Source organism: Vibrio sp. ArtGut-C1 (assembly GCF_002105475.1).
GTDB classification, from domain to species: Bacteria; Pseudomonadota; Gammaproteobacteria; order Enterobacterales; family Vibrionaceae; genus Vibrio; species Vibrio diabolicus.
Genome location: NZ_NCTH01000003.1, coordinates 44,344 through 71,077 on the forward strand (window position 1 = coordinate 44,344; position 26,734 = coordinate 71,077).

The 26,734-nt window shown below is 46.0% G+C and carries 25 protein-coding genes; 12 read left to right on the top strand and 13 right to left on the bottom strand.

The annotated features are described in order from the left end of the window. Positions 1–60: 60 nt before the first annotated feature. Positions 61–657, top strand: coding sequence for a LysM-like peptidoglycan-binding domain-containing protein (locus B7360_RS03475; protein WP_046874056.1), 597 nt, complete (start codon positions 61–63; stop codon positions 655–657). Positions 658–738: 81 nt separating this feature from the next. Here the strand turns inward: B7360_RS03475 and B7360_RS03480 are convergent, their stop codons facing one another. Then, a complete protein-coding gene (locus B7360_RS03480) occupies positions 739–1,200 on the bottom strand; it encodes a GNAT family N-acetyltransferase (protein ID WP_085342806.1) in 462 nt (153 codons plus the stop codon). 142 nt (positions 1,201–1,342) lie between these two features. Here B7360_RS03480 and dbpA point away from each other — a divergent pair, with 142 nt between their 5' ends. After that, a complete protein-coding gene (gene dbpA, locus B7360_RS03485; RefSeq protein ID WP_047009023.1) occupies positions 1,343–2,722 on the top strand; it encodes an ATP-dependent RNA helicase DbpA in 1,380 nt (459 codons plus the stop codon). Between the two features lie 43 nt (positions 2,723–2,765). Here dbpA and B7360_RS03490 read toward each other — a convergent pair whose 3' ends face one another. Next, entirely contained in the window at positions 2,766–3,344 is a 579-nt protein-coding gene (locus B7360_RS03490; protein ID WP_012841168.1) for a Crp/Fnr family transcriptional regulator, read from the bottom strand. Between the two features lie 97 nt (positions 3,345–3,441). Continuing rightward, the gene (cpdB, locus tag B7360_RS03495; RefSeq protein WP_085342726.1) at positions 3,442–5,403 is read right to left on the bottom strand and encodes a 2',3'-cyclic-nucleotide 2'-phosphodiesterase; all 1,962 of its coding nucleotides are present in this window, start codon (positions 5,401–5,403) and stop codon (positions 3,442–3,444) included. 275 nt (positions 5,404–5,678) lie between these two features. Between cpdB and cobA the strand changes: the two genes are divergently transcribed. From cobA to cysC, 5 genes are all read left to right on the top strand, one after another. Further along, a complete protein-coding gene (cobA, locus tag B7360_RS03500) occupies positions 5,679–6,554 on the top strand; it encodes a uroporphyrinogen-III C-methyltransferase (protein WP_048626585.1) in 876 nt (291 codons plus the stop codon). A 59-nt stretch (positions 6,555–6,613) separates the two neighbouring features. Continuing rightward, complete coding sequence (gene cysD, locus B7360_RS03505; protein ID WP_005379592.1) at positions 6,614–7,522, top strand: sulfate adenylyltransferase subunit CysD; 909 nt, start codon at positions 6,614–6,616, stop codon at positions 7,520–7,522. An 18-nt stretch (positions 7,523–7,540) separates the two neighbouring features. Beyond that, positions 7,541–8,971 carry a sulfate adenylyltransferase subunit CysN gene (gene cysN / locus B7360_RS03510; protein ID WP_085342727.1) on the top strand — a complete coding sequence of 477 codons (1,431 nt, stop codon included), beginning with the start codon at positions 7,541–7,543 and terminating at the stop codon, positions 8,969–8,971. A gap of 252 nt (positions 8,972–9,223) precedes the next feature. Beyond that, the gene (locus B7360_RS03515; protein WP_085342728.1) at positions 9,224–10,948 is read left to right on the top strand and encodes an SLC13 family permease; all 1,725 of its coding nucleotides are present in this window, start codon (positions 9,224–9,226) and stop codon (positions 10,946–10,948) included. Positions 10,949–10,972: 24 nt separating this feature from the next. After that, the gene (gene cysC / locus B7360_RS03520; RefSeq protein WP_005392350.1) at positions 10,973–11,590 is read left to right on the top strand and encodes an adenylyl-sulfate kinase; all 618 of its coding nucleotides are present in this window, start codon (positions 10,973–10,975) and stop codon (positions 11,588–11,590) included. An 89-nt stretch (positions 11,591–11,679) separates the two neighbouring features. Here the strand turns inward: cysC and B7360_RS03525 are convergent, their stop codons facing one another. The 7 genes from B7360_RS03525 to B7360_RS03555 form a co-directional block, all read right to left on the bottom strand. After that, on the bottom strand, positions 11,680–12,585 hold the full coding sequence (locus B7360_RS03525; RefSeq protein ID WP_006742971.1) for a TIGR03899 family protein: 906 nt from the start codon (positions 12,583–12,585) through the stop codon (positions 11,680–11,682). Between the two features lie 322 nt (positions 12,586–12,907). Then, positions 12,908–13,402, bottom strand: coding sequence for a DUF3299 domain-containing protein (locus B7360_RS03530; RefSeq protein WP_012841166.1), 495 nt, complete (start codon positions 13,400–13,402; stop codon positions 12,908–12,910). 4 nt (positions 13,403–13,406) lie between these two features. Beyond that, positions 13,407–14,666: an ABC transporter permease gene (locus tag B7360_RS03535; protein WP_085342729.1), complete on the bottom strand. Its 1,260-nt coding sequence runs from the start codon at positions 14,664–14,666 to the stop codon at positions 13,407–13,409. Beyond that, on the bottom strand, positions 14,663–15,391 hold the full coding sequence (locus B7360_RS03540; RefSeq protein WP_085342730.1) for an ABC transporter ATP-binding protein: 729 nt from the start codon (positions 15,389–15,391) through the stop codon (positions 14,663–14,665). Before B7360_RS03540 ends, B7360_RS03535 begins: the two co-directional genes overlap by 4 nt. A gap of 52 nt (positions 15,392–15,443) precedes the next feature. Then, positions 15,444–16,079 carry a DUF2796 domain-containing protein gene (locus tag B7360_RS03545; RefSeq protein WP_085342731.1) on the bottom strand — a complete coding sequence of 212 codons (636 nt, stop codon included), beginning with the start codon at positions 16,077–16,079 and terminating at the stop codon, positions 15,444–15,446. 134 nt (positions 16,080–16,213) lie between these two features. Further along, positions 16,214–16,513 carry a DUF2607 family protein gene (locus B7360_RS03550; protein ID WP_085342732.1) on the bottom strand — a complete coding sequence of 100 codons (300 nt, stop codon included), beginning with the start codon at positions 16,511–16,513 and terminating at the stop codon, positions 16,214–16,216. 236 nt (positions 16,514–16,749) lie between these two features. Then, positions 16,750–17,301 carry a YtfJ family protein gene (locus B7360_RS03555; RefSeq protein WP_005392336.1) on the bottom strand — a complete coding sequence of 184 codons (552 nt, stop codon included), beginning with the start codon at positions 17,299–17,301 and terminating at the stop codon, positions 16,750–16,752. Between the two features lie 214 nt (positions 17,302–17,515). Between B7360_RS03555 and B7360_RS03560 the strand changes: the two genes are divergently transcribed. Then, positions 17,516–17,716 (top strand): DUF1107 domain-containing protein, encoded by a 201-nt coding sequence (locus B7360_RS03560; protein ID WP_012841164.1) that lies wholly within the window; start codon positions 17,516–17,518, stop codon positions 17,714–17,716. Between the two features lie 86 nt (positions 17,717–17,802). Here B7360_RS03560 and msrA read toward each other — a convergent pair whose 3' ends face one another. Continuing rightward, complete coding sequence (gene msrA / locus B7360_RS03565; protein WP_085342733.1) at positions 17,803–18,441, bottom strand: peptide-methionine (S)-S-oxide reductase MsrA; 639 nt, start codon at positions 18,439–18,441, stop codon at positions 17,803–17,805. A gap of 167 nt (positions 18,442–18,608) precedes the next feature. Here msrA and B7360_RS03570 point away from each other — a divergent pair, with 167 nt between their 5' ends. The 4 genes from B7360_RS03570 to B7360_RS03585 are packed head-to-tail and all read left to right on the top strand — an operon-like array spanning position 18,609 to position 24,887. Beyond that, the gene (locus B7360_RS03570; RefSeq protein WP_046874047.1) at positions 18,609–20,321 is read left to right on the top strand and encodes an autotransporter assembly complex family protein; all 1,713 of its coding nucleotides are present in this window, start codon (positions 18,609–18,611) and stop codon (positions 20,319–20,321) included. Then, positions 20,318–24,082: a translocation/assembly module TamB domain-containing protein gene (locus tag B7360_RS03575; protein WP_085342734.1), complete on the top strand. Its 3,765-nt coding sequence runs from the start codon at positions 20,318–20,320 to the stop codon at positions 24,080–24,082. Before B7360_RS03570 ends, B7360_RS03575 begins: the two co-directional genes overlap by 4 nt. Before the next feature lie 45 nt (positions 24,083–24,127). Then, positions 24,128–24,475: a gamma-glutamylcyclotransferase gene (locus B7360_RS03580; RefSeq protein ID WP_012841162.1), complete on the top strand. Its 348-nt coding sequence runs from the start codon at positions 24,128–24,130 to the stop codon at positions 24,473–24,475. Between the two features lie 49 nt (positions 24,476–24,524). After that, entirely contained in the window at positions 24,525–24,887 is a 363-nt protein-coding gene (locus B7360_RS03585; protein ID WP_085342735.1) for a DUF2799 domain-containing protein, read from the top strand. Positions 24,888–24,961: 74 nt separating this feature from the next. Here B7360_RS03585 and ppa read toward each other — a convergent pair whose 3' ends face one another. Together ppa and fbp are read right to left on the bottom strand one after the other, a co-directional pair. After that, entirely contained in the window at positions 24,962–25,492 is a 531-nt protein-coding gene (gene ppa / locus B7360_RS03590) for an inorganic diphosphatase (RefSeq protein ID WP_085342736.1), read from the bottom strand. Between the two features lie 127 nt (positions 25,493–25,619). Further along, positions 25,620–26,636, bottom strand: a complete 1,017-nt coding sequence (fbp, locus tag B7360_RS03595; RefSeq protein ID WP_005392321.1) for a class 1 fructose-bisphosphatase — start codon at positions 26,634–26,636, stop codon at positions 25,620–25,622. Positions 26,637–26,734 lie beyond the last annotated feature (98 nt).

Here is a 26,734-nt window from a genome sequence, read left to right on the forward strand (position 1 = left end):
ATATACTCTCCGCGTCGGTATTTTTATACTGGCAGTAGAAGTATTAAGGGACTCATTAAAATGAATCGTCGCAGAAAGAAAAAGCAGCAAGTCGACTATGTCGAATTGGTTAAACAAAAATTCGCTGCTATCGACTGGAAGCAGCCGTTCAACAAAGAGCAATGGTTGGAGCGTATACAGCCTGTTAAGCAGTTTTGGCTGCGCCTACCGAAATTCCATCAACGAGCTTTGATGGTTTTAGTTCCATTGATTCTGGTACTCCTTGTTATTCCTTTGCCGAATAAAACAGAACAATCAGTTGAGCAAGCTGAGGTCGATCATCAGCGCGTAGCGATTCAGCTGAATGCACAGAGTTTAAGCCAGCAAAGAACCTCTCAGAATTCTGGGCCGAAATCCGAAGACTGGAAAGAGTACACGGTTAAAAATGGCGACACGTTAGCGCAGGTTTTCAGAAGTAATCAGCTCTCGATGGCGGATCTTAGCGCTCTAGTAAAAATCGAAGGCAGTGATAAGCCGCTGAGCCAAATTAAACAAGGACAATTGATTCGCTTTAAGCTTAGCGATGAAGGCGAGTTGGATATGCTGCAACTAGAAAAAAGCGGGCGGTCCGTCATGTTTTTCCGCTTATCGGATGGGACCTTTGGGCGCAACAAGTAGATGCTTCAAATGAACTAAAGACGCGAAGGTATCGCGTCTTTTTAGTTTATCTATAAATTAGTTAACCTAGCAATGAACGCGTTATATCGCTACGGCTTCTTTTCGCATATCCACATGAGGAATACCATCCTCTAGGTAGCGACCAGAAATAACTTTGAATCCATGACTCGCATAAAACTGGATGAGATGCTCTTGAGCTCCTATATCAATCGTCTGTCCTGGCCACAGTATTTCACACTGTGTTAATGCCTCTTCCAGCAACTTATGTCCCAGACCATTACCACGCGCAGTTTGTTTGGTGACGACTCGACCGATGCTCACATTGTCATACGTCGTGCCAGCGGGTAGCAATCGTGCGCAAGCAACAAGTTCATCACCGTGGTAACCTATTAGATGATAAACACCTTCCAGTGTGTCTTTGCCATCCAGTTCAGGATAAGGGCAGGTTTGTTCAACGACGAATACATCCACACGTAATTTCATCATTGTATACAACTGTGTGCTTGTCAGTTGAGCAAAGGGCAAAGTAATCCAAGTGAGCATGTTGTCATCCGTCATGAGAGTAGAGTGACTGACTTTACTTTGTTTTGTACTCATACTCATTAACAAAGGTTAATTATCACTGGTTTTCCCACCAAATCTGGTGATAATGTGCCCTCTTTTCATCTCACCTGAGGATATTCCCGTGAGCAAACAAACTTTTGATCAAGTCGGGCTAAACCCAGCGTTACTCGCCACACTTGATTCCCTGAACTACACCCACATGACGCCAATTCAAGCTTTGAGTTTGCCTGCAATCCTAAAACATCGTGATGTCATCGGGCAGGGTAAAACGGGCTCAGGTAAAACCGCTGCATTTGGTTTGGGTGTTTTATCGAACCTTAACGTCAAACGCTTTCGTGTCCAGTCATTAGTATTGTGTCCAACTCGTGAGCTTGCGGATCAAGTCGCGAAGGAAATTCGTACTTTAGGTCGTGGCATTCATAATATTAAAGTGCTTACTCTCTGCGGTGGGATGCCAATGGGGCCACAAATTGGTTCTCTGGAGCATGGCGCGCACATCCTAGTCGGCACACCTGGCCGTATTTTGGATCACCTTGAGAAAGGCCGCATTAACCTTAGCGAGCTGAATACTTTGGTGCTGGATGAAGCCGATCGCATGTTGGACATGGGTTTCCAAGACGCATTAGATGCGATTATTGATGCAGCGCCAAAGCAGCGTCAAACTCTACTTTTCAGTGCTACTTTCCCAGAGAAAATTGAGCAAATTGCGCAGCGTATCATGCAGACACCTGAAGTCATTAAGGTGGAATCGACGCACGATACCTCAAGCATTGCTCAGCATTTCTATAAAGTTGAAGGTTCGGAAGCGCGTGATGAAGCGTTGGCGAACTTGCTACTGACTCACCAACCAGAGTCCGCTGTGGTTTTTTGCAATACCAAAAAAGAAGTGCAAAGTGTCGCAGATGAGTTGCATCGCAAAGGGTTCAGCGTTATCGATATCCATGGGGACTTAGAACAGCGTGAACGCGATCAAGCATTGGTGCAGTTTGCTAACAAGAGTGTTTCTATCCTTGTCGCAACAGACGTCGCGGCGCGTGGTTTGGACGTAGATAACCTTGATGCAGTCTTTAATTTTGAGCTATCGCGCGATCCTGAGGTTCATGTACACCGTATCGGTCGTACAGGCCGTGCGGGTAGTAAAGGTTTGGCGTTCAGCTTCTTTGGAGAGAAAGACGGTTTGCGTGTAGCTCGTATTGAAGAATACCTGGATATGGACGTGGTACCAGCAACATTGCCTGCCAAATCAAATCAGCAGCCATACCAAGCGAAGATGGTGACGATTAACATTGATGGCGGTAAGAAACAGAAAGTACGACCGGGTGATATCTTAGGGTGTCTGACGGGAAAAAATGGTATCCCAGGCTCTCAAGTTGGCAAGATTCACCTTTTCCCGATGCGCGCCTACGTTGCGGTCGAGAAGTCTGCTGCCAAAAAGGCTCTACAAACCATTAGTAATGGCAAGATGAAAGGGCGTCAGTTCCGAGCGCGGCTTCTTAAATAGCATAGAAAGGCTCTTCGTTTGAAGGGCCTTTTCTTTTTCGAGTTTACTTGGATGTGTGATCTTTAGTTAAGCGCGCTTTAATTCGGCTCAAACTGATAGGCGTGATCCCAAGATAAGCAGCTATTTGGCTATCGGTAATACGTAGCTTTAAGTCTGGGTAGTGGGCGCAAAATAATTGGTATCGTTCCTCTGGCGAGTAGAGCAGCATAAAGCGTTCTTTGTTCTCTTTATTAACCAGTTGGTTTTCGAGTAGCTTTAAGTAAATGGCGTGTTTTTCTGCGCGCCATTGATGCAACGTTTCAATTGGTAAGCAAAATAGCTGACAAGCGCTCAGCGTTTCCAATAAGTAAGGCGAAGGTTGGTTCTTAATTATGCTCTCAAAGCCGATAACCCAGTCTTTTTCCCAATAAAATTCTTTACTGAACTCTTTGCCCTGCTCAGTGAGATAGCTTGCATGGCATAACCCTTCAATAATGAAGTAAAGGTGCGAGCTAAACTCTCCTTGGTGGTTAAGAATGTGGCGCGTAGGCAGTTCGAGTAACTCACCATTTTCGATAAGTTGGTTTGCTTCTGTGTCTAAGAAGCCATGATTGACTAAGTCTGAAAAAAGATCGCTGTGCATGTGATAACTCAGAAACGGTTTTCTTTATTTTAACGGGTTTTATTGATAACAAAAAAGCGGCTCATGAGAGCCGCTTAGCGTTGTTGTCAAATCAGCCTTACTTATTCAGATCGATTTGGTAAATCGCGAAACCAATGTCGTCAGTCGCGACACGTTTCATTGGGTATTGACCTTTATCTTTAATGAATTGCGCCGCTTTATCGCTAGGAGATGTTTCGAAGCGAATATCTAGCTTTTTATCGGATTTAATCGGTGCGAAAGACCAGTTGTTGTCAGCGCTTGGTGTCACTTCACCTTTTTCTTCACTCACGCGAGAAATATAAGTGGCGACGACAGAGCGGTTTTCATCTGGTGCGTCAAACGCAATAAAGTCTGGGCCCGTACCAGGGAAGGTATTGCTATAAGCACGGTAGTTATTGGTTGCGATGATGAAGTCCTGCTTCGAATCAACAGGCTTACCATTGAATGTCAGATTCACAATACGCTGAGAATCTGGATTAATCACTTTGCAACTCGCATCGTATTTGGGCGGTTGGGTGATATCGATCTGGTAGTTCACCCCATCAATGACATCGAAGTTGTACGTACGGAAATTATCCCAATCAATCAAAGATTGTGGTTCAGGATTGTTGATGTCGATGTGGTTGAATTGACCCGCACTGCACTCTAACCATTCGCGAACCTCTTTACCTTTCACTTTCATCGCAACCAAGGTGTTTGGATATAAGTAAAGATCGGCCGCATTACGGAAGGTGAGTTGACCGGACTCGACTTCTGTAAAATTATTCGGATCGTTCTTACGACCCCCGACTTTAAATGGTGCTGCCGCACTCAGTACTGGAATGTCAGAAAGGTCTGGGTCGCCTTGAATAAAGCGTTCTACATAGTCTTTCTGAGCAAGGTTAACGATCTGAATGGTTGGGTCGTCCTGCACTAATGCCAAGAAGCTGTACATGACATCATTTGCTTTGCCGATTGGTTGGTTTACAAATTCACGAGTGCCTTTGTGATCCTCTTCTAACGCTTTCACAATACCTTCATCGGCTTTAGCTAATGACTTCTTATTTACTTTATCGAAGATAGGGCGTGCTTCTGCTTGGCCTTCAACTACTTGCCATCTGCCGTCTTTCTCTTTCAGCATCAAATCCATCACACCTACATGACTTCCCCAGCGACCAGGCATCACTGACGTCACACCATTGATGGTCCCTTTCTCAGTATCAACACCAGGTAGGTTTGCGAAGTCTTTCCCTGGGAAGACCGCGTGAGAGTGGCCAAAAGCAATCGCATCAATCCCATCAACTTGCGTTAAGTAATAGACAGAGTTTTCTGCGCCAAGCTTGTATGGGTCCGTGGAGATGCCCGAGTGTGGAATCGCCACAATCACGTCTGCGCCTTCTTTCTCCATTTGAGGAATCAGTTTCTCTGCTGTTTCCTTAATGTCTTTAGCAAAGACTTTGCCTTCTAAGTTCTTCTTATCCCACACCATAATTTGTGGTGGTACAAAGCCGATGTAACCCACTTTTATTTGATGCGCTTCGCCGTTTGTGTCTTTAAAGGTGTGGGTTTTGATCAGGTAAGGCTTGAAGTAATGCTCACCGGTTTTTTTATCAAATACGTTTGCGTTGATGTAAGGGAAGTTAGCGCCCGCCAACGTCTTTTGTAGAAAATCTAAGCCATAGTTGAACTCATGATTGCCAATGTTGCCCACATCGTAGTCTAGTTGGTTCATCGCCTTGTAGACTGGGTGGACATCGCCAGCGTTAATCCCTTTCGCCGCCATGTAATCACCCATTGGGCTGCCCTGAATTAAATCGCCGTTATCTACTAATACCGTGTTTTCTGCCTCGGACTTAGCCTGTTTCACTATGGTCGCAGCGCGACTTAAACCAATTTGCTGTGATGGTTGGTCTTTGTAGTAATCGTAATCCATCACGTTGGTGTGAATGTCGGTGGTTTCGATAATACGAAGCTTGATGGTATCGGCCATCGCAGGGCCCGCAAGCGTTAGCATGCCACTTAACACTGCGAGGGAAATAGGGTGAACTGCCACTTTCATTTGGTGCTCCAATTCAATGGGAAGGGGGAATCGTACCGCGTAATGTATCAAACGCTGGTGCAACTTAATGATAAAGATACAGAAAACTGTGAACAGAAATCAGTTTACTGAACCTTATTCATATTAACCGCCGACTTTTTCACGCTTTTGAATGAGACCAAACAAAAACTTCTTAGCAGATTTTTGAATAAAAAATGAAATTTTAGAATTTCAGGTAATATAAACGCCCCGCCATAATGCTTGCATAACGATATCAATGGACGATGAGCAAGCACATGGCAACGAACGATTCAGTCACTTCTTTTCCTAAACCAAAGCCCCGGTTAGTTTCTGACAACTCAGTAGCTGGTGTTACTCGTTTTGCAAAGCAATCGCTACAGCCTGGTGAAGTCGCCTTAGTGGGGGCGGGGCCGGGAGATCCTGAACTTTTGACAGTGAAAGCACTGAACTGTTTGCAGCAAGCCGATGTGGTTTTGTACGACTACTTGGTGTCTGAAGAAATCATGGCCTTGATCCCTAGCGATACGATTTTAGTGTGCGTTGGGAAACGAGCTGGGCATCACAGTGTGCCGCAGGAGAAGACGAACCAGCTATTGGTGGACTTTGCCAAGCAGGGCTACAAAGTAGTGCGCATTAAAGGTGGTGATCCATTTGTATTCGGTCGTGGCGGTGAAGAGCTGGAAGTGCTTGCTGATGCAGGCGTCCGTTTTCAGGTCGTCCCTGGCATTACCGCGGCAGCTGGCGCAACGGCCTATGCTGGGATTCCACTGACTCATCGCGATTACGCGCAATCGGCCATCTTTGTGACCGGCCACTTGAAAGAAGAAAGCGATGAGATGGATTGGTCAACGTTGGCTCGTGGGAATCAGACTTTAGTGATCTACATGGGGCTGATGAAATCACACTATATTCAGAATCAACTCATTAAGCATGGTCGTTCAGCGTCGACTCCGATTGCCATTATTGAGCGTGGCACGCAGATTCAACAAAAAGTATTTACGGGAGAACTATCCCAACTCTCTGATTTATCGAAGGAAGCACAATCGCCATCTTTGATTGTTGTCGGAGAGGTAGTGCGACTGTCTCAAAAGTTAGACTGGTTTTTGTCTAGTACTGAATTCAACAAAAGTGCTATTGCCAACTCCATATAATTTCAGACCAAAGATTAGAGACGTAATGCGCCTTCAAGCTTAAAAAGGAAATACAAAACATGGACCAACAACGTTTAACTCACCTTAAACAACTCGAAGCGGAGAGTATCCATATTATCCGCGAAGTTGCGGCTGAGTTTGATAACCCAGTCATGATGTATTCGATTGGTAAAGACTCATCAGTGATGCTGCACCTAGCGCGTAAAGCGTTTTACCCGGGCAAAATTCCATTCCCACTTTTGCATGTCGATACCGACTGGAAATTCCGCGAGATGATTGAGTTTCGCGATCGCACCGCTGCCAAATACGGCTTTGAGCTTTTGGTACATAAGAACCCAGAAGGTCTAGCAATGGGCTGCAGTCCGTTTGTTCATGGTTCTTCTAAGCACACTGACATCATGAAGACTCAAGGCTTAAAACAAGCGCTGAACAAGTACGGTTTTGATGCGGCCTTTGGTGGTGCGCGCCGCGACGAAGAGAAATCACGGGCGAAAGAGCGCGTGTATTCATTCCGCGATAAGAACCATACATGGGACCCTAAAAACCAACGTCCTGAGCTATGGAAGACCTACAACGGTCAGGTTAATAAGGGTGAGAGCATTCGTGTATTCCCACTGTCTAACTGGACTGAGCTTGATATCTGGCAATACATCTATTTAGAAAACATCGAGATCGTGCCGCTTTACCTCGCGGACAAACGCCCAGTTGTTGAACGCGATGGCATGCTGATCATGGTTGATGATGATCGTATGGAGCTTCAACCGGGTGAAGTGATTGAAGAGAAGAGTGTGCGCTTCCGTACCCTTGGTTGTTATCCATTAACTGGGGCTATCGAGTCTGAAGCGAACACTTTGACCGGCATTATCGAAGAGATGCTGGTGGCAACGTCGAGTGAGCGCCAAGGTCGAGCGATCGACCACGATCAGTCAGGATCGATGGAGCTTAAGAAACGTCAAGGTTACTTCTAAAGGATCTAAGGAAAGATAATGAACAGTGCAGTTGAAGCTCAATTAGCCGAGCTTGGTATCGAAGGCTATTTAACACAACACCAGTACAAGTCGTTACTTAGATTCTTGACTTGTGGCTCGGTAGATGACGGTAAAAGTACACTAATCGGTCGCTTACTCCATGACTCAAAACAAATTTATGAAGATCAGCTAGCGGCAGTGCATTCAGACAGCCAACGTGTGGGCACCACGGGTGAAAAGCCTGACCTTGCGTTGTTGGTCGATGGCTTACAAGCTGAGCGCGAGCAGGGGATCACGATTGATGTGGCTTACCGCTATTTCTCGACGCAGAAACGTAAGTTCATCATCGCCGATACTCCTGGGCACGAGCAGTACACGCGTAATATGGCAACAGGCGCATCGACGTGTGACTTAGCGGTGATCTTAGTTGATGCACGTAAAGGCATTCTTGATCAAACTCGTCGTCACTCTTTTATTTCCAACCTACTGGGTTTGAAACACTTTGTTGTGGCGATCAACAAGATGGATTTAGTGGATTACTCGCAAGAGCGCTTTGAAGAAATCCGCGATGAGTATCTTAAGTTTTCTGAGAACCTAACCGGGGATATTGATATTCAAATCATCCCGATTTCGGCGCTTGAAGGTGACAATGTGGTGGATAAAGGGCAAAACCTAAGCTGGTTTAAAGGCCCGTCATTGCTTGAACTTCTTGAAACTGTCGATGTGGATCAAGAAAAAGGTGCGGGTGAGTTCCGCTTCCCTGTGCAATACGTTAACCGTCCTAACCTCGATTTCCGTGGTTTTGCGGGGACGATTTCTTCAGGTTTGATCAAAGTCGGTGATGCCATCAAAGCATTACCATCGGGGAAAACGTCAACCGTGGCACGCATTGTTACGTTTGATGGTGATATTGAGGAAGCTCGTGCTGGGTTGGCGGTCACTCTGACGCTAAGCGATGAGATCGATATTAGCCGTGGCGATTTGATTGTCCTAGACAATGCTCAAGTGGAAACCACAAACCACTTGCTTGCCGATGTGGTATGGATGACAGAGCAACCTCTGCAACCGGGTCGTGACTACGACATCAAAATCGCGGGTAAGAAAACTGTGGGCCATGTTGAAGCGATTCGTCACCAATATGATATCAACAACCTATCGACTCATAGTGCGGCAGAGCTGCCATTGAATGGTATTGGCTTGTGTGAATGGTCTCTCAATGAGTCAGTTGCGCTGGACAATTACCAAGATTGTGCTGATACCGGCGGCTTCATCATTATCGATCGTCTGACGAACGTGACGGTTGGTGCAGGCATGGTCAAAGAAAGCCTCGCGGTGGTTGAGCGCGACTTGACGGACATCTCTGCGTTTGAAGTTGAGCTGAATGCACTTGTGCGTAAACACTTCCCACACTGGGAAGCAAAAGACGTCAGCCAATTGCTGAAAAAGTAATTGGCGCGCCCGAGCACGATAAGCTCTGATTCTGTCTGTTGTTGTGCTTGGGGCGTCGTTGCCTAACTGAGTTGCGAAATGCAGTTAGGTTATTCTCCTAATACCAGAATGCTTCGGTGAAGCCCAAGAAAACCGAGCATTCTGATGTTCTTTTCGCTTGCGCTGATTTTGGTCTGTTTACTCGTTTGTCTGGTGTCTCACGGATAAATGAGCCGTTGTTGTGCCCTTTGGGCGATTTGGTAAGGAAAGGCTATGTGGGAACAAGGGTTTGTATTAGCGATTTTGCTTGGCATTATCACTTGTTTGCTTGTCACAAAAATTAAGCCTAGTTATGTCTTTGCGGGTGCCGCTTTTATTACATTTATGGCGGGAATGATGGATTCAGCCACGATCGCATCCAACTTTACCAACTCTTCGTTATTGACTCTGGTTCTGTTGATTCTTGCATCGTGTGCTTTAGAAAAAACGTTACTAATCAGCTGGGTGAGCCGTAGTATTTCTGAAGGCCAGTTAGGTAGTGTGATCGCTAAGCTCGGTGTATCAACGGCCTTGCTCTCTTCATTCACGAATAATACTGCAGTGGTTGTCTCATTGATTGGAGCGATTAAGCGTAATCAGCAGCATGCGCCTTCGAAATTACTCATCCCGCTGTCTTACGCGGCCATTTTTGGTGGCACGTTAACTTTGATAGGTACGTCGACCAACTTAATCATCAACAGCTTTGTAGAAGATGCCGGTTTGCCGAGCCTGAGCTTTTTTACACCCACGATGATTGGCTTGGCGGTGTTGGTGGGAGGAATGCTGATTCTTATCCCGCTCAGTTACTTACTGCCGAACTACGATGATCAAAGCCAAGAAGATTTACCGTACTTTCTCGAGTCTCGCGTAGAGCCTGGTTCACCGTTAGTTGGGCGCACGGTCAGCGAGAATAATTTACGTGCGCTGCGCAAACTGTTTCTTGCGGAGGTTGTACGAGATGGCGTGACGGTTTCCTCTGTAGGACCGGATTTTGTACTCAATGCGAAAGACCGTTTGTTGTTTTGTGGTGATGTTGAGAGCGTCGCGACCCTGCAAGAAATTCCGGGCCTCAAGCTTTTTGGTCAGCAGCACTTGAATGGGCAAAATTTTATTGAAGTTGTGGTGAGCTCATCCGCGACGTTTTGCTATAAAACACTTAAAGAGAGCCGATTCCGTGACCGCTTTGATGCCGTTGTTGTCGCTATTCGTCGTGGCCATGAGCGCCTAGAGGGCGGTTTGGGTAGCATTACCTTAGCGCCAGGTGACACGTTAGTTCTGGTTCCGGGGAAGCGTTTTGAATCGGAGCGCCGAGCTCATCGTAAAGAGTTTGTTTTAGTGCATGATTTGGACTCTAGCGCTCGGCTTGATACAAATAAATCCTCCATCGTGCTACTGGGCTTTGCTGCCGTAATTGGGTGTGCGCTATTAGAGCTAGTACCGATTATTAAAGGCCTTGCCGCGTATCTTATCGCACTTATCGCGTTTGGCATTGTACAGATTTCAGAACTGCGCCGCCGTTTCCCAATTGATATCGTTGTGATTGTCGGCTCTGCTTTGTCCATCGCTCAATTGATGATCTCTTCCGGCTTGTCAGAGAGAATGGGAGCGATGTTTATTGAAGCGTTCAATGGCTGGGGCGTGTTTGGAGCCTTGGTCGCAACTTACATCATGACATTAGTTCTTACTGAACTGGTGACGAATAATGCCGCGGCTGCGCTTTCTTTTCCTATTGGCTATAGCATGGCGGTCGGTTATGGCGTTGATCCGATGCCATTCATTATGGCGGTCTTGTTTGGCGCCAGTGCGAGCTTTATTTCTCCCTACGGTTATCAAACCAACTTACTGGTGTACAGCGTAGGAAATTATAAATTGACCGACTATGTGAGAATTGGTGTGCCGATTTCGATTGTGTACTCTGTATTAGTACTTACTTTGATTCCGGTCTTCTTCCCGTTTTAATTCCGATATTTACAAGGATACGTTATGACTGCCGAAACGACGGTAAAAGATGAAAACATTGTTTGGCACCAGCATTCGGTCGATAAACAGTTTCGTGCTGAATTAAAGAAGCAAAAACCTGCCGTATTGTGGTTTACTGGCTTATCTGGAGCGGGTAAATCAACCGTAGCGGGGGCGTTGGAAAATCGCCTTGCAGCATTGGGTTACCACACTTATTTATTGGATGGTGACAATGTGCGACATGGCCTGTGTAGTGATTTGGGCTTTTCTGAACAGGATCGTCGCGAGAATATTCGTCGTATTGGTGAACTGGCTAAACTGATGGCGGATGCCGGCTTAATTGTGTTGTCGGCGTTCATTTCACCGCATCGCGCAGAGCGACAGCTAGTGCGCGACTTATTGCCAGAAGGTGAGTTTATCGAAGTGTTCGTCAATGCATCTCTAGAAGTCTGCGAAGGTCGCGATCCTAAAGGTTTGTACCGCAAAGCACGTGCGGGAGAAATTCCTAACTTCACTGGTATTGATTCTGAATATCAAGCACCGAAGAATCCGGAAGTCGATTTACCAGCGGGCGAAAAAAGCGTCGATGAGCTGGTGGACTTGTGCTTGGAAGCGCTTAAGTCGCGTGCAGTGATCCGATAAATAAGCATTTGGATCATTGGTGACCTCAAGCTCTTTGAACGGCTTAAGAAGCATTTAGATCATGGGTAGTCAAATGCTTCTCGAACTGCCTACACGGTATGATGAACCGTACTTTTAGCGTCACTATGGACACTAAATCTATGATTTAAAAGCGCAAGCATTTGGTCGTAGTAGTCGGCATGTGGTTTGTTACCGAGCAAGGTACAGAGCTCATTGCCTGTTGGCGTGAAGCGGTAATATAAAAGGCGGACGCCTTTGCTGTTCACGTTCAGCGACAAGTTTTTACCTTGGTAGGTGAGGATCAATGGCGTCTCGATACCAATTTCGCCAGATTCAAGCTCGGTACTATGCAGTAACCCTAGTTCAATCAACAGCAACAAACTTGAATAGGGCAGCTGAAAACTTCCCATGTTTAAGCTGTTGGCGATGTCTCGTTTGCCGAAGCTAAATATTCCTCCTTGCGCTTTATAACCAATTAACAGCTTGCGACTGTGATCCCCTCCAAAACTGCACGCCAGAGAGGCGGCTCTTTGCAAAGTTTGTGCTTCTTTTGGTGACATATCTTTGAGGACTTTGAGCGCTTTCATAGACGTCGAGCCTGGGTTTGTCACTTCACGCTTCATCACTTGAGCCCATAACTTTTGCATCGCGCTGTTATGGATGTCTTGAGCCATTTCAAAAAAACGATACAACCAGTCTTGGTCGGGCTCTCCGGCAGTTTCATCTCGGCATGAACTGTGTGCTAGCTTTAAAATCTGCTCTAGATTTTTTTGTCGCTGTTCTTGGCGTCTCTGTTCACGCAGTTGGGCTCTTTCAAGCGCGGATTTGGCTGGTGGATCGGTTTGCAGTAAGGCATCAAGACCGTGTATTTGGGCAATGGTTTTTACCTTGCTGGCACTGTCTTTGATGTAGCCCTGCTTCTTTTCTTGTTGCGTATTTTTTTGTGCGTTTGACTGATGTTCGATGACAACAGGTTGCTTTGTCGGTTCTGCCATTAATTTTCCTACCAAGAACTGCGCTGTTCGCTTGTTTAAATTTACACCTTATCTAACCAGGCGACCAGATAGGAGTTCTCAGTTTTTGAACGAATAGGGCTATCCAAAATGATAATGAGTTGTTAAAATTGTTATCGTTATTTTGGAGGGACAATGAAGTTCTCAGAAGCAGGTAAATTAAAAAAGCACCTGTCGATAGCGTTTCTTTTGGTTATTTATGTTGGCGTATTAGCGTATTTGTCTCGTTATATCGTGTAACACAGAACTAAAAAAGGCGCCGATGTGACGCCTTAGGTGTACCGATGCATGTCAACGACTTAAACTACATATCGTCGTAGGCTTCTATTTTCGATCCCTCAATAACGTAAGCCGTTTCAGCCAGCTCGTGGCTTATCGTTTCGGTTTTCAACTCCCCAACCACATATATGACATCCCACAGTTCTTGAACGGGTGCGCCTTTGGGAAACTTCACGTAAATGATTTGGTTTGGTGGCGGTGGTGGTACGTGGATACAAGCTCCAAAGTATGGCACCAACAAAAACTCGGTGACGGTATTCGCGTCACCTTCAAGCGGGATGACAAAGCCCGGGATTTTAACTTGGCTTCCATTTAGCTCTGGTCGAACGTTACCAATTTTAGACTGTTGCGCTGCGCCGCCACTGTGATCAGAAGCTGGCATGCCCACACTGTCGAACAGTTTGCGTTCTTTCTCAGGTACTAGATCAATCCAGTCGAGCGTTAATGGCTCCTCGCTTGCGAGTACTGGCGCTATAAATGAGACGATCAGCAAGCAACTTGCGAGTATTTTTCTCCACATTTTATTAAATCCTTATTGTCATTCCGTCACTTAGTGACTGTCGGTAGGCGCGAAAAGCCGGGATGAAACCAATTACAATTCCAGCGCATTGTACGAAACCTAATAGCATCCATTCATAGGGCGATAAGAGGCTTAAAGTCAGATGTATTCCATAATGCTGTTGAATGATGGGTTGCACGATGGCGAGAATGGCATACAGCCCTGCCACTCCGGTCACAATTCCGGCAGCAGTAAGTAGACTGGCTTCGCTGATCAACAATGAGAAAACATGACGAGGTCTTGCCCCCATAGCGCGCAAAATCGCCATTTCACGGCGGCGCTCCTGTAAGCTGGTTAATAAGCTGCTTAGCATGCCGAGTAATCCTGCAATCACCACAAAGCCAGACACTGCCATTAAGGCTTGCTCGGCAACAGACATCATTCCCCACAATTCATGCAACGCAACCCCGGGCATAATCGCGCTAAGCGGTTCTTTGGGATAAGTGTTGATTTGCCTTTGTAGGGCGAAAGTCTGAATACGAGATTTCAAACCGACCAGCATCGCGGTAATTTGCTTGGGCTGAAAGTCTCTGTTTTTGAGGTCTTGTGCTTTGGGTGTTGGGCCTAAACGTGCACCGCTTTCCCATCCGACGTGAATCGCTTCGATGGCTTCTAGCGATACATGGACGGTTTTGTCGACTGGCGTGCCAGTGGGCGCAAGAATCCCGACAACTTTGAATGGCAGGTTGTCATGTCGGCTAAAGCCTACATCACTAATGCCGTGGGCAATGATGATTTCACTACCGACGTGATACCCCAGCTGTTTTGCGACATCAGAACCGAGCACTGTTTCAAATAAACCATTGAATTCTCGGCCTTCTGAAAATGTTAGTGGTTGCTTACTTCCGAATTTATAGTGTTCAAAATAGCTGAGGTTGGTTCCCATGACTCGGAATCCTTTGTGCGAGTCGCCAAGTGAGATTGGAATCGCCCAATCTACTGCTCGATGATTGGCAAACTCTTGGTAGCTCTTCCAGTCAATGTTGTTGGTGGCATTGCCAATGCGAAACACAGAGTAGAGCAGCAAGTTCACTTGTCCAGAACGGCCACCAATGATGAGGTCGGTGCCTGAAATTGTATTGGCGAAGCTATCTTTTGCCTGAGTACGAATGCGTTCTACTCCTAAAAGGAGTATGACAGAAATCGCGACTGTCATGATGGTTAATATTGCCGTCGCCTTACGATTGATTAAGCTCTTCCACGCGAGCTTTGCAACAGCGCTCATGATGCGGCTCCTAGGTTAGATGCTTGGTTAATATCTGGTAGGTTAAGTGTGCGGTCAAATAAGGGCTCAAGCGTTGGATCGTGACTGACGAAGATCAGCGTAGCGTTGGCTTGATTAGTTTGCTCCATCAGGAGTTCAATAAACGCTTTACGGTTATCGTGGTCTAGAGCGGAGGTTGGCTCGTCAGCAATCACTAACCCCGGATACCCAATGAGTGCTCGTGCAGCCGCAACACGTTGTTGTTGGCCAATGCTCAGTACCGATACCGGACGAGCATGAAGCTCGCTGGGTAGGTGGAGCCTTTCAAGCAGAGCTTGAGCTTGCTCTTCTAACGTTTGAGATGACGTTCTTGAAAGCGCGCGGCCACGTCGTGTTTGACTGAATTGGCAAGGCAGTAGTACGTTTTCAAGTACGTTTAAATAAGGCAATAAATTGAACTGCTGAAAGATATAGCCAATGTGATCGGCGCGAAATTTGTCTCTTTGACTTGCACTTAAACTAACAAGGTCAGTATTCAGTACGGATAGAGAGCCTGATGTTAACGTGTTGATGCCAGTTAGTAGGGCAAGCAGCGTAGATTTACCGCAGCCACTGGGACCTTTGATAAATACGTGCTCACCTTGGGCAATATGTAACTGTGGAATATGAATGGTTGCGTGTGTTGAACCGGGCCATACAAACTGGGCATTATTTAGCTCAACAACGTTTGACATGATTTCAGTCATACTAAATCACCAAAGCATTGGCGTGTAAGTGTGTACTTACACGCCACTCGTGTTATTTGATTACGATTTGGGAGTTATCTTTGCTCAGTTTGATGGCTGATTGCATGGTGTCAGTGAATATATTGACGTTGATTGACTCAGTCGTTGGAAATTGATTAAACCAGTCGGTTTGAATGTGACTGAGTTGGTTAACTTGGTCACAGCTGAAGCGATATTGCACCGAAAACTCACCATGTCCGCCATTTTCATGCTCCTCATGGTGAGCATCGTGACCGTCATGGTGCTCATGTTCATCATGATGTTCATTGTGGTGATCATGGTGTTCGTGCCCTTCATGAGCGTGATTTGCATGGTCATCATGAGGGGTGCTGAGGTTATGGTTTACGTAAGCTTCTTCAATATCACAATTGGCTTGCGCGTTAATAGCAAACAGTGTGTTGCTGTCTTCTAGGGTGGCAATGGCTTGTTTAAGTGCTTGCTCTTGCTGTTCATTTTCTGGAGCATGCTCGAAACCGACCACATCGGCACCGGGAGCAGTAATCTCCACTAACAGATCCTTTCCATCTTGGGCGATATTAAATTCGACGTGACCATGCACATGAGCACCGTGCTGGCGGTATTCGTCCGCATTTGCTGCTGTCGATAAAGAGAGACCAATGACAAGCGCTAAAACATGTTTCGATGACATTTTGTGTTTCCTAATTTTGCTGGCACTAACCCGAGCAATACCGGATCAGATTTGTATTTACTAAGGTGCGATTCGTTGACACGTGAGGTGCAGGAATACGCACAAATTATGTTGAGTGTGGAATAGTTTGGAAATTAAGCAAAATAAGGTGGGGCACGAGCTGCACCACGAATGTCTTCACTATTAACAAGGCGCTGAAAGACATCATGGTATTGGATGCGCGTAAATGTTGGCGTCGATAGGGTCGGTTGAGCTTTGGCTATGCCGTGCTGAACCCCAGAAAATAGCTGGCAATGATGGTGTGTGTGGTGTTCGGGAGTCAGATCAACTTGATGAAGGATTACCGCAAAGTTCCAAGCGATCAGCAACGCGACACTGAAAAATAAAACAGTGCGATGCCAATGCTTCTGTATCTTTTGCTGGTGGTGGTACATCTGAGCTCCTCTTACCGACTGTTATAATATAACACCCATAATGAGTAAAAGTTCACTCTTTTGTTGGCTAGTGGGAAAATTTACGTCAACACATGCGATGTCGCCGAATCTGAGACAGTCTCCTTGGTGGAATCACTGAGCGTTAAACTAGGGGGCAACAGAAATCTCGGCTTTAAGTTTGGTCGCATGGCTCCTTATACTGCGTACTACGGATATTAAGGAGCCAAGCAACGAGACTAGATGTTCTGTTTAATTAGCTCGATCACCTTTGCAATTTCATCTTGCTCAAGTGCGCCTTCTTTTACAAACAGCACTTTGCCTGTTTTGTCTTGAACAATAATGGCAGAGCTTTCTTCTTTAAGATCCCAAGTGTTGGCGACTACGCCATTTTCATCCAGAACCATAGATGACCAAGGAAACTCTTTTTTGCTGTCTTGGGCTGAAGATTTCACGAACGAACCTGTCCCCCAGATCGCATCATCTTGGTTAATGATCGTAGTTGTTTGGTAGCTTTCTTGCGGGAATTGCGCGGCGGTTATTGCTGACATCAAAGGGGCGTTCATTTCTTTTGAACTGCTACGACCTGCGATTGCTTGAATAACACGAACCTTACCCTGCATATGCTGGGTTGCCCATGGTTGGTATGCCACGCCCTCACCCTGCAAAACAATCTCGCCATAAGCCGCGACCTTGGCAGAAGGAACGGTCTCACCGACAGATAGGTTGTGTGCAAACGCAAAGCTTGGCGTTATAGCCAATAGTAGAGGTAGGAGAGTCTTAGTTTTCATATTGTTATATTCCGTACGAGTTGGAAGTTTTCCAGTATATATCCAGATCTAGGAAATTTGTAGAACTGTTGATAACATTTATTTAACGTATAGGGTGGTGTAATATTGCGTTATATTTAGAATTTGCTAAAATGAACCTCGTCGCAGATTGCGCATCAAGATTGCAGAGGATAAATAAGCAATCCGTGTTTTCTCAAAGGAATTGAGGTGAGTTATGCTACGTGAGTTTGCTGTATACCGACCATTACAAGTGGCACGTTTCGTTAAAACGTTGTTCAAAGGTCAATTCTTTATTGCTGGGGTTGGATGTTTTCAGTTCGACAATGGCAAAGTTTTGCTCCCTGACGTCAACGATCAGAAAAGACTCACCATCTTTAAAGAAGTCAACCAAGTGATTGCTTCGCTGTCTGTTTAAGAGCCCGTTGGCTTGAATTTAGTTTTCGATTTCAAAAAAGAGCGACCGAATAGGTCGCTCTTTTTGGTTTGAGTTAGTCGTAGGAACTAACTTTGTAAGCTGGGTGGAAAGCAAACACCTGTGCCACCGATACCGCAGTAACCGTCAGGGTTTTTAGCCAGGTATTGCTGGTGGTAAGTTTCGGCAAAACAATACGGGCCCGCTGGCTGTATCTCAGTGGTGATATTCGCGCGTAGTTCCTCTTGCAGTGCTTGTTGATACAAGAGCTTCGATTTTTCTGCGCTCTCTTGCTGCTTCGCGGAATAAGTATAAATAGCCGAACGGTATTGTGTGCCCAAATCGTTACCTTGACGCATCCCCTGGGTTGGGTCATGTTTCTCCCAAAAAACGGCCAGTAGTTTTTCTAAGGAAATCACGCGTTCATCGAAGACGACTCGTACTACCTCTGTATGGCCTGTTTTACCCGTACACACCTCTTCATAAGTAGGATTGGGTGTATATCCACCGGCGTAGCCAACCGAAGTGGAGATAACCCCATCCAGTTGCCAAAATACGCGCTCAGCACCCCAAAAGCAGCCCATTCCCAGCAGAATTTGTTGTTGATGCGGCTCCAATGGTGCCTTTAAGTTAGATTTATTTACAAAATGATGATCTTCAACCTGGATCGGTTGCTCTCTACCTGGCAAGGCATCTTCTATACTGATCAATGTTTGTTTGTTGAGCATGGTATTTGTCCTTCAATACGTGTCTTAAATTTGCGAACTTTTTCATTTCGTCTGTATCTGATGCTGTGATGACATAGACCGCGTTAAACCTATTAATATTACAGACTTAGACTTTAATTGGCGTTATCATTATTTACGTTTACTTAACCTCATTCAGCCAAAAAAGCATGATAAAAAAAGCTCTCCTCACCATTGTTGGCCTGTTTGCCTTTTCTCATGGTGCCTATGCCGATGTTTCTTTGACTTTAAAAGGCATCGATGGCGCTTTAGAAGAGAATGTCAGTGCGTACCTGTCGTCCATTCCAGCGAAGGACTACTCCACTTCTCTGCGTTTTCAAGCGAGATTAGATCAAAGTATCACTGAAGCTCTTAATGCGCTTGGGTATTATCATGCAAAAATTTCATACTCTATTCCGGAAGGGAATGATGAGTTGATCGTCAGCATCAAGCCGGGTTTACCTGTGAAAGTGAAAGTCATGGATGTGGTGATCACAGGTGAAGCAAAAGACGATGAAGAGTTCGCCAAACTTATTGAACGTTCACCGCTTAAAGTCGGCAAAGTATTGAATCAAGGTGAATACGATAGCCTGAAATCGGGTATTCGTAACTTGGCGTTGCAGCGTGGTTATTTCAATGGTGATTACAAGCTCAGCAAACTTGAAGTGATTCCTGACTTCAATGAAGCGAATGTGCGTTTGCATTATGACAGTGGTATTCGTTATCACTTTGGTCCGATTAACATTACCGGCAGTCAGATTTGGGAAAACCGTGTTGAATCAATGCGACCTTTTGAAATTGGTGAACCTTACTTGGTTTCGCAAGTGGGGGAGTACAACCAAAATCTGTCTAATACAGATTGGTTTTCATCGGTTTTTGTGGAGCCTGATTTAAGTAAATTGGATGAGGGACGCGAATTGCCAATTAAGGTCTCGCTCGCGCCAGCGTCAAAAAACCAAATAGAAACCGGTCTTGGTTACTCGACCGATACTGGTGTGCGTGGCACGTTAAAATGGAAAAAACCATGGGTTAGTTCACGTGGCCACAGCTTTAATACGGCGTTATCACTATCAAAGCCAGAGCAGACGATCACGGCAGGCTACAAAATCCCGCTTGATGATGTATTGCGTGAATACTACCAACTGCAATTTGGTTTAAAACACCTTGATAACCGAGATACGGAGAGTTTGGAATCCAACCTGGCAGTTGAACGACATTGGCTAACCGATGGCGGCTGGCATAAAACCATTTATGTTCGTCACTTGTACGAAAACTTCTCTCAAGGTCTGCAAGATGATGGGGTGCAATTTGTGTTACCCGGAGCCACTTTTTCACGAACTCGTGTCCGTGGTGGCAACATGCCAATGTGGGGGGATAAGCAAAGTGTAACGATCGAATATGGTGATCCTGCTTTGCTGTCAGAAACGCGAGTATTGCGCCTATTAGGGCGATCATCTTGGATCCGCGGGATCGGTGATAATCATCGTGGTTTGTTCCGTTTAGAAGGTGGTGCGAACATCACTGACGAATTTGAAAAGCTTTCGCCTTCTCTGCGTTTCTTCGCTGGTGGTGATAACAACATTCGTGGTTATGGATATGAGTCTATTTCACCTGTGGATGAAAGTGGCGCCTTGACGGGTGGTAAATACATCGTTAGCAGCACATTAGAATATCAATATCGCGTGTATGGAAACTGGTGGGCAGCCACCTTCTACGATATTGGTGATGCATTTAACGAAACACCTGAATGGAAATCGGGTGCTGGTGTGGGTATCCGTTGGGCGTCTCCGGTTGGACCGGTTAGCTTTGATTTTGCGTGGGGACTGGATGAAAAACCAGAAAGAGAGTTCCGCATCCACTTCTCATTGGGGCCTGAGTTATGATCAAAATGATGTTTAAGTGGACCAAATGGCTGTCGCTAAGTTTGATTGGTCTATTGCTGTTGCTCATCATTTTTGTTGCGACAGTGCTATTTACTCACCCTGGTCTTAAGCTCGCGTTGTGGGGAGCAGAAAAGGCTTTACCGCAACTACAGATAGAGAAAGTTCAGGGTTCATTATTTCCTCGTTTTGAGCTACAGAACGTCAGTTTTGTCGACGAATCTTTGAACATCGACGCAAAAGTCGATCGTTTAGCGTTAGCGGTTAACTTCCGTTGTTTCTTTGATCCTAAAGTCTGTGTCGATGAGCTAACCCTGCAAGGTGTTAACTTTCAGATGCCAGAGCTCCCTCCGGCAGGCGAAGAGCCAGAGGAGACACCACCATTACGTACAGTCAGTACACCAGTCCCTATTTTTGTTAATAAGGTCAGTTTTGATGACATTAACTTAAACATTTTAGGCAACCAAATTGACTGGCAAGATTTCTCTACCGGGCTTTCTATGCAAGGCGACCGTTTAGTGATTGCGCCGACGGCATTAAAAGACATCAATGTTGCACTGGCTCCAAGTGAAGCTGAACCTGAAGCGGCCACAGACGAGCCGAAAGACGCTGACGCTCCGCCGCAAGATATTGTGTTACCCGAGGTGTGGATTCCACTCACTGTGGAGGCAAGACGCCTCGATATTCATAACTTCAAGCTTGCAGGTGAGAAGCCGGTGATCGTTCACCACCTTGGTGTTGTAGCGAAAGCGGGGGGCGACCGTGTGGATGTGAAAACATTAGAACTCGATATGCCTGAAGTGGAAGGTAAGTTAAGCACGCAAGTAACGCTTTCTGCTGACTATCCTCTCAAAGCTAAGCTCGATGCGCTGGTGAAGCAAGCGGATGCGAAAGGGCAAAAGCTGTCTCTGTCAGCTGCTGGCACGGTGGGAGACCTTTCTCTCACTGCGACCTTATCTGAACTAGTCGAAGCGGAGATCAAAGGTGAACTTCAGCCCCTGAAAGCGCAGTTACCCTTTGATGTTGCAATCAAAAATGTGCAAGCGCAATGGCCGTTAATCGGTCAAAGTGATTATCAAGTATCGGTACCAAGTTTATCTGCAAAAGGTTCCCTGGACGGATACACCGTGGCACTAGAAACACAAGCTTCGGGTAAAGATATTCCTGCTGTAGATGTTGCACTAAACGGCAAAGGCACATTAGAGCAAATCGATCTTGAAAGCCTGGTAGTTAAAACATTGGGCGGTGAGCTATCCGGTCAGGTGATGGCGAATTGGGCTGCGCCAATCAACTGGCAAGCTGACCTTAATTTGCAACATATTCAACCAGGGCTTCAATGGGAAGAAGCGGAAGGCGATATCAGTGGTAGCCTCTCGACTTCAGGTTCTTTAACAGAACAAGGCGGTTGGCAAGTCAGTTTACCTAAGTTAGATATCGATGGCATTTTGCGCGGTTATCCGCTGAATGTGGAAGGCCAACTGGAAGCGTCTGATAAGAATGGCAAAGGTGAAGACATTCAGCTTACCACGCAAGGTTTAGCGCTTTCTCATGGCCCTAACCAATTGAGTGCCAAGGGTAAGATTGATAAGCAGATATTAATGGATGTTGAGGTTAACTTCCCCGATTTTGCGAAAAGTGTTCCGGATCTTGCAGGTAAGATGCAGGGCAATGTTGCGCTGCGTGGTAGCTTGAAAGAGCCTGACATCAAATTAGACCTAGCGCTAAACCAAGTGAACTGGCAGCAGCAAGCGAACGTTGAAAACATAACCTTGAAGGGGGATGTGACGCCTCTGCCAGCACCGAAAGCGAACTTAAGCCTCATTGCGAACAACATTACCTACGACGACATTAAAGTTGATAGTGCAGACCTTGAAGTTTCTGGGGATGAAAAACTGCACCAACTGACGCTAGATGTGGTGTCTGACATTGTATCAACCAGCTTAGAAATTGAAGGCTCATTCATACAGAAGCCGCAAATGATCTGGGATGGTGCATTGCGTCGTCTTACTTTGAGCACGCCGCAGGGACCTTGGGCGTTGCAGAAATCGACGGCGGTTAAAGTCAACATCGATAAACAAATCGCTGATGTTCAAGCACATTGTTGGCTGCAAGCCAATTCGAGTGTTTGTTTGACCGAAGATATTAGTGTTGGTCAAAGTGGCGAAGCCAAGTTAGCTGTGAACGACTTTGACTTTGAACAAATCAAGCAGTTCCTGCCGCCAGAGACGAAATTACAAGGGTCGGTCAACGCGCAAGCGACAGCAAAATGGGCACCAGAGATGAAACCGGAAGTCACGGTGAACGTTGATATGCCTAAAGGTCAAGTAGAGCAAGCATTAGAGCAGCCGATAACTCTTGGTTGGGAAAGCTTTAGCTTTAAAGCGGCGCTGGCAAAAGACAAGTTAGATGCTGAGTGGTTATTTGATGTGAGAGACAACGGTGACTTATCTGGTCAGGTTTCTTTGGTCGATGTAACGTCTGAGCAGCCTGAGATTGACGGTAAGGTCTCGCTATCGACATTCCATCTGGATTTCTTAGCGCCGTTGATAGGTGAGTACAGCCTATTCAAAGCGAACATGAATACTGATTTGGCGATATCTGGTGATGTTATGCACCCTAAAGTCAACGGTCAGTTCTTGATTGAACAAATGAAGCTACAAGGTGAAGTCACGCCGATAGACATTAACTCCGGTCAGGTCGCGATCAACTTTAAAGGTCACCAAGCGGATCTTGATGCGGGTATCATGACGCCAGATGGTGAGTTGGAAGTGACCGGTGAGGCCGATTGGCAGGATCTACAAAATTGGCATACCAAAGCGCGCGTATTTGCGAAAGAGCTTCAGGTGGATCTTCCACCAATGGTAAAAATCAAAGTTGAGCCGGACATGACTATTGATGTCACACCGCAGCTTGCTAAGGTCGAAGGTAATATTAATCTGCCTTGGGGACGAGTAGTGGTTGAAGAGCTGCCACCAAGTGCGGTTGGTGTTTCAAGCGACACCGTGATTTTGGACCAGAACTTACAGCCTGTGAGTGATATTGAGCCAATGCCATTTGATGTTGAAACGGATATCAACATTAAAATCGGTGATGACTTCCAACTGGCCGCCTTTGGCTTGAAAGGTGGTCTGAAAGGTAACCTCAATGTGACACAGAAAGATAAAGGTCCGTTCATCGTTGGTGAGGTTAATATCGTCGACGGTTCTTACCGTTCTTTTGGTCAGGATTTGGTGATTGAAGAAGGTAAGATCTTAATGAATGGTCCGGCAGATCAGCCGTACGTTTCTATTAAGGCGATTCGAAACCCAGATAATACCCAAGATGATGTGATTGCTGGTGTGCGTGTAACAGGACCAGCATCGGATCCAAATGTGGAGATATTCTCTGAGCCAGCGATGCCTCAAGCGAATGCGCTCTCTTACCTACTTCGTGGTCAAGACATTGATGGCGAAGCGGGAGGCAATGCTATGACGACCACGTTGATCGGCCTAAGTTTGGCAAAGAGTGGACGCGTGGTTGGTGAAATCGGCGAAGCCTTTGGGGTTCAAGATTTACAATTGGATACAGCGGGGTCGGGCGATGATTCTCAAGTGACCGTCAGTGGTTACATTCTGCCGGGATTACAGGTGAAATACGGCGTCGGCATCTTTAACTCACTAGGCGAGTTCACAGTGCGTTATCGATTGATGCAAGATCTGTATTTAGAGGCGGTTTCTGGTGTAGATAGTGCGGTTGACCTACTCTATCAATTTGAGTTCGATTAGAGCTTGTTCACCTGCGTACATAAAGTTCATGACTAAGGAGTGGTTATGCAGCATTTAGTTTTTGTATATGGGACCTTGCGTAAAGGAGAGTGTAATCATCACTTTCTGAGCTCGGCCCAGTTTCTTGGTCAGCATGAAACGGATGCTCAGTTCGCACTGTATGACTTAGGTCCTTATCCTGCGTTGTCTGTTGGGCAGCGCTCGATACAAGGTGAAGTGTATCTGATTGATGATGAAACCTTATCCGAGCTAGATAAGTTGGAAGATGTGCCAGTAGAGTATCGTCGAGAGAGCATCGTCACGCCGTTTGGCCAAGCTTGGATCTACTTGTATCAAGATACTGAACAACTGACCGAAGAAATCGCTTCCGGAGATTGGTGTCAAAAGGTGTGAGCTATACTGACATTATCAACAGCGACGAGCTGGTCACTAAGGAGTCATGATGAAGGTATTCGTAATTGTATCAATGGCGTTGATTCTTGCCGCATGCGCGCAAACAACTCTGCCGACCTCGAGTAATGCTACCGACTGGCAAGCGTTTGGTAAGCAGTCTGCCTTAGATGGATTAAGAGTTTTATCTGAAGATCGTATCGCTGCACTGGATGGTACTAATCATGCTACGCCTGAACTGATCATGGCCTATCAAACGGGTTATCAGCAAGGGAAGCAAGAGTATTGTGAACAAAGCGCGTATATGCTTGGTGTTATCGGGCGTCCGTATTTTGGTATTTGTGATGACCTAGACCCCTTCTTTCAGCATGACTATGACGCCGGTCGAATGTCTTCTGCAGGCGCGCCTATCTAGTTGACTTACACAAGATGAAAAGCAAAAGAGCTGCCCTAAAGCAGCTCTTTTAAATTTTGTATCAGCCGTGATGCTTATTTTTTCTGAGCGCGCTCGTAAGATTCTAGGATTTCAGCTTTAGCGGCAGCAACATCTGCCCAACCATCCACTTTCACCCATTTACCTGCTTCAAGCTCTTTGTAACGCTCAAAGAATTGCGTGATCTGCGCTTTCAGTAGTTCTGGGATATCGTCCACATTTTGGATGTGATCGTACTCTTTCGAGATTTTGGTGTGTGGAACCGCAAACACTTTTGCGTCTTCACCTGACTCATCCGTCATCTTCAAAACGCCAACAGGACGGCAGCGAATCACTGAACCTGGCATTAGTGGGTATGGTGTTGGTACCAGTACGTCGACTGGGTCGCCATCAAGAGACAGCGTATTGTTCACGTAGCCATAGTTACATGGGTAGAACATTGGTGCAGACATGAAACGGTCGACAAATACCGCACCAGATTCTTTATCTACTTCGTACTTGATTGGATCTGCATTTGCAGGAATTTCGATCACGACATAGATATCTTCAGGCAGCGACTTGCCTGCTGGCACATGGTTTAAGCTCATTAGAATATTCCTTTTCATTAACGATGAGTCACACAGAAGCGGCTTCATCTGATGATAAATTCGCGTTTCACTTTAGCGACAAAAACGCGGCAGGTAAACACCTGCCGCGTTGGACAAAGGTCTGAAATTATTCTTCGTCGCGGTGCAGTTCAAGGAACTCTTCAACTTTGCGAACCATGTTCTTAGAACCAACAAAGAAAGGCACACGTTGGTGCAATTCGGTTGGTTTGATATCCATGATGCGATTGACGCCGTCTGATGCAATACCGCCCGCTTGCTCAATTAAGAACGCCATAGGGTTACATTCATAAAGCAGACGCAGTTTGCCCTGAGGATGGCTTTGCGTACTAGGATAAAGGTAGATACCACCTTTCAGTAAGTTGCGGTGGAAATCAGCAACCAATGAGCCAATGTAGCGAGAAGTGTATGGACGACCGTCTTCTGGCACATTCTCTTGGCAGTACTTGATGTACTTCTTTACCCCTTGAGGGAAGCGAATGTAGTTACCTTCGTTGATCGAATAAATCTTGCCTTCTTCTGGGATCATCATGTTTTCATGAGAAAGGCAGAAGCTGCCGATAGATGGGTCGTAAGTAAAGCCGTTTACGCCGTTACCCGTGGTGTAAACCAACATGGTTGATGAACCGTAAATCACGTAACCAGCGGCAACTTGCTTATGACCAGGCTGAAGGAAATCTTCTTCTGTCGCTGGTGTGCCAATAGGTGAAACACGGCGATAAATAGAGAAGATAGTACCGACAGAGACGTTCACATCGATGTTAGAAGAACCATCAAGTGGGTCCATCAGTACCACATATTTGGCGTTTTGGTTGAGCTCTTTGTTGAAAGCAACCGCTTCGTCTTCTTCCTCACTGGCAACGCCACACACTTGGTCACGAGCTTCAAGCGCGGCTTTGAACTTATCGTTCGCGTAAACATCGAGCTTTTGCTGGTCTTCACCTTGGACATTTTCCGTGCCTACAGCACCAGTGATATCACCGAGACCCGCTGCGTTGATTTCGCGGTTAACGATTTTTGCAGCTAAACGAATGGAGGCTAAAAGGGATGATAGATCACCGCTAGCGTGGGGGAAATCCGCTTGTTTTTCGACAATGAACTCGCCTAGGGTGCGCAGTCCTGACATGGTTAATCCTTACATTTTCATTTCATTGGGGGTAGTGCGCAAGTGAGCATCTCTTTATGGATGTTAAACGATTGCGCTGGATGTAAGTTTAAGTCGCA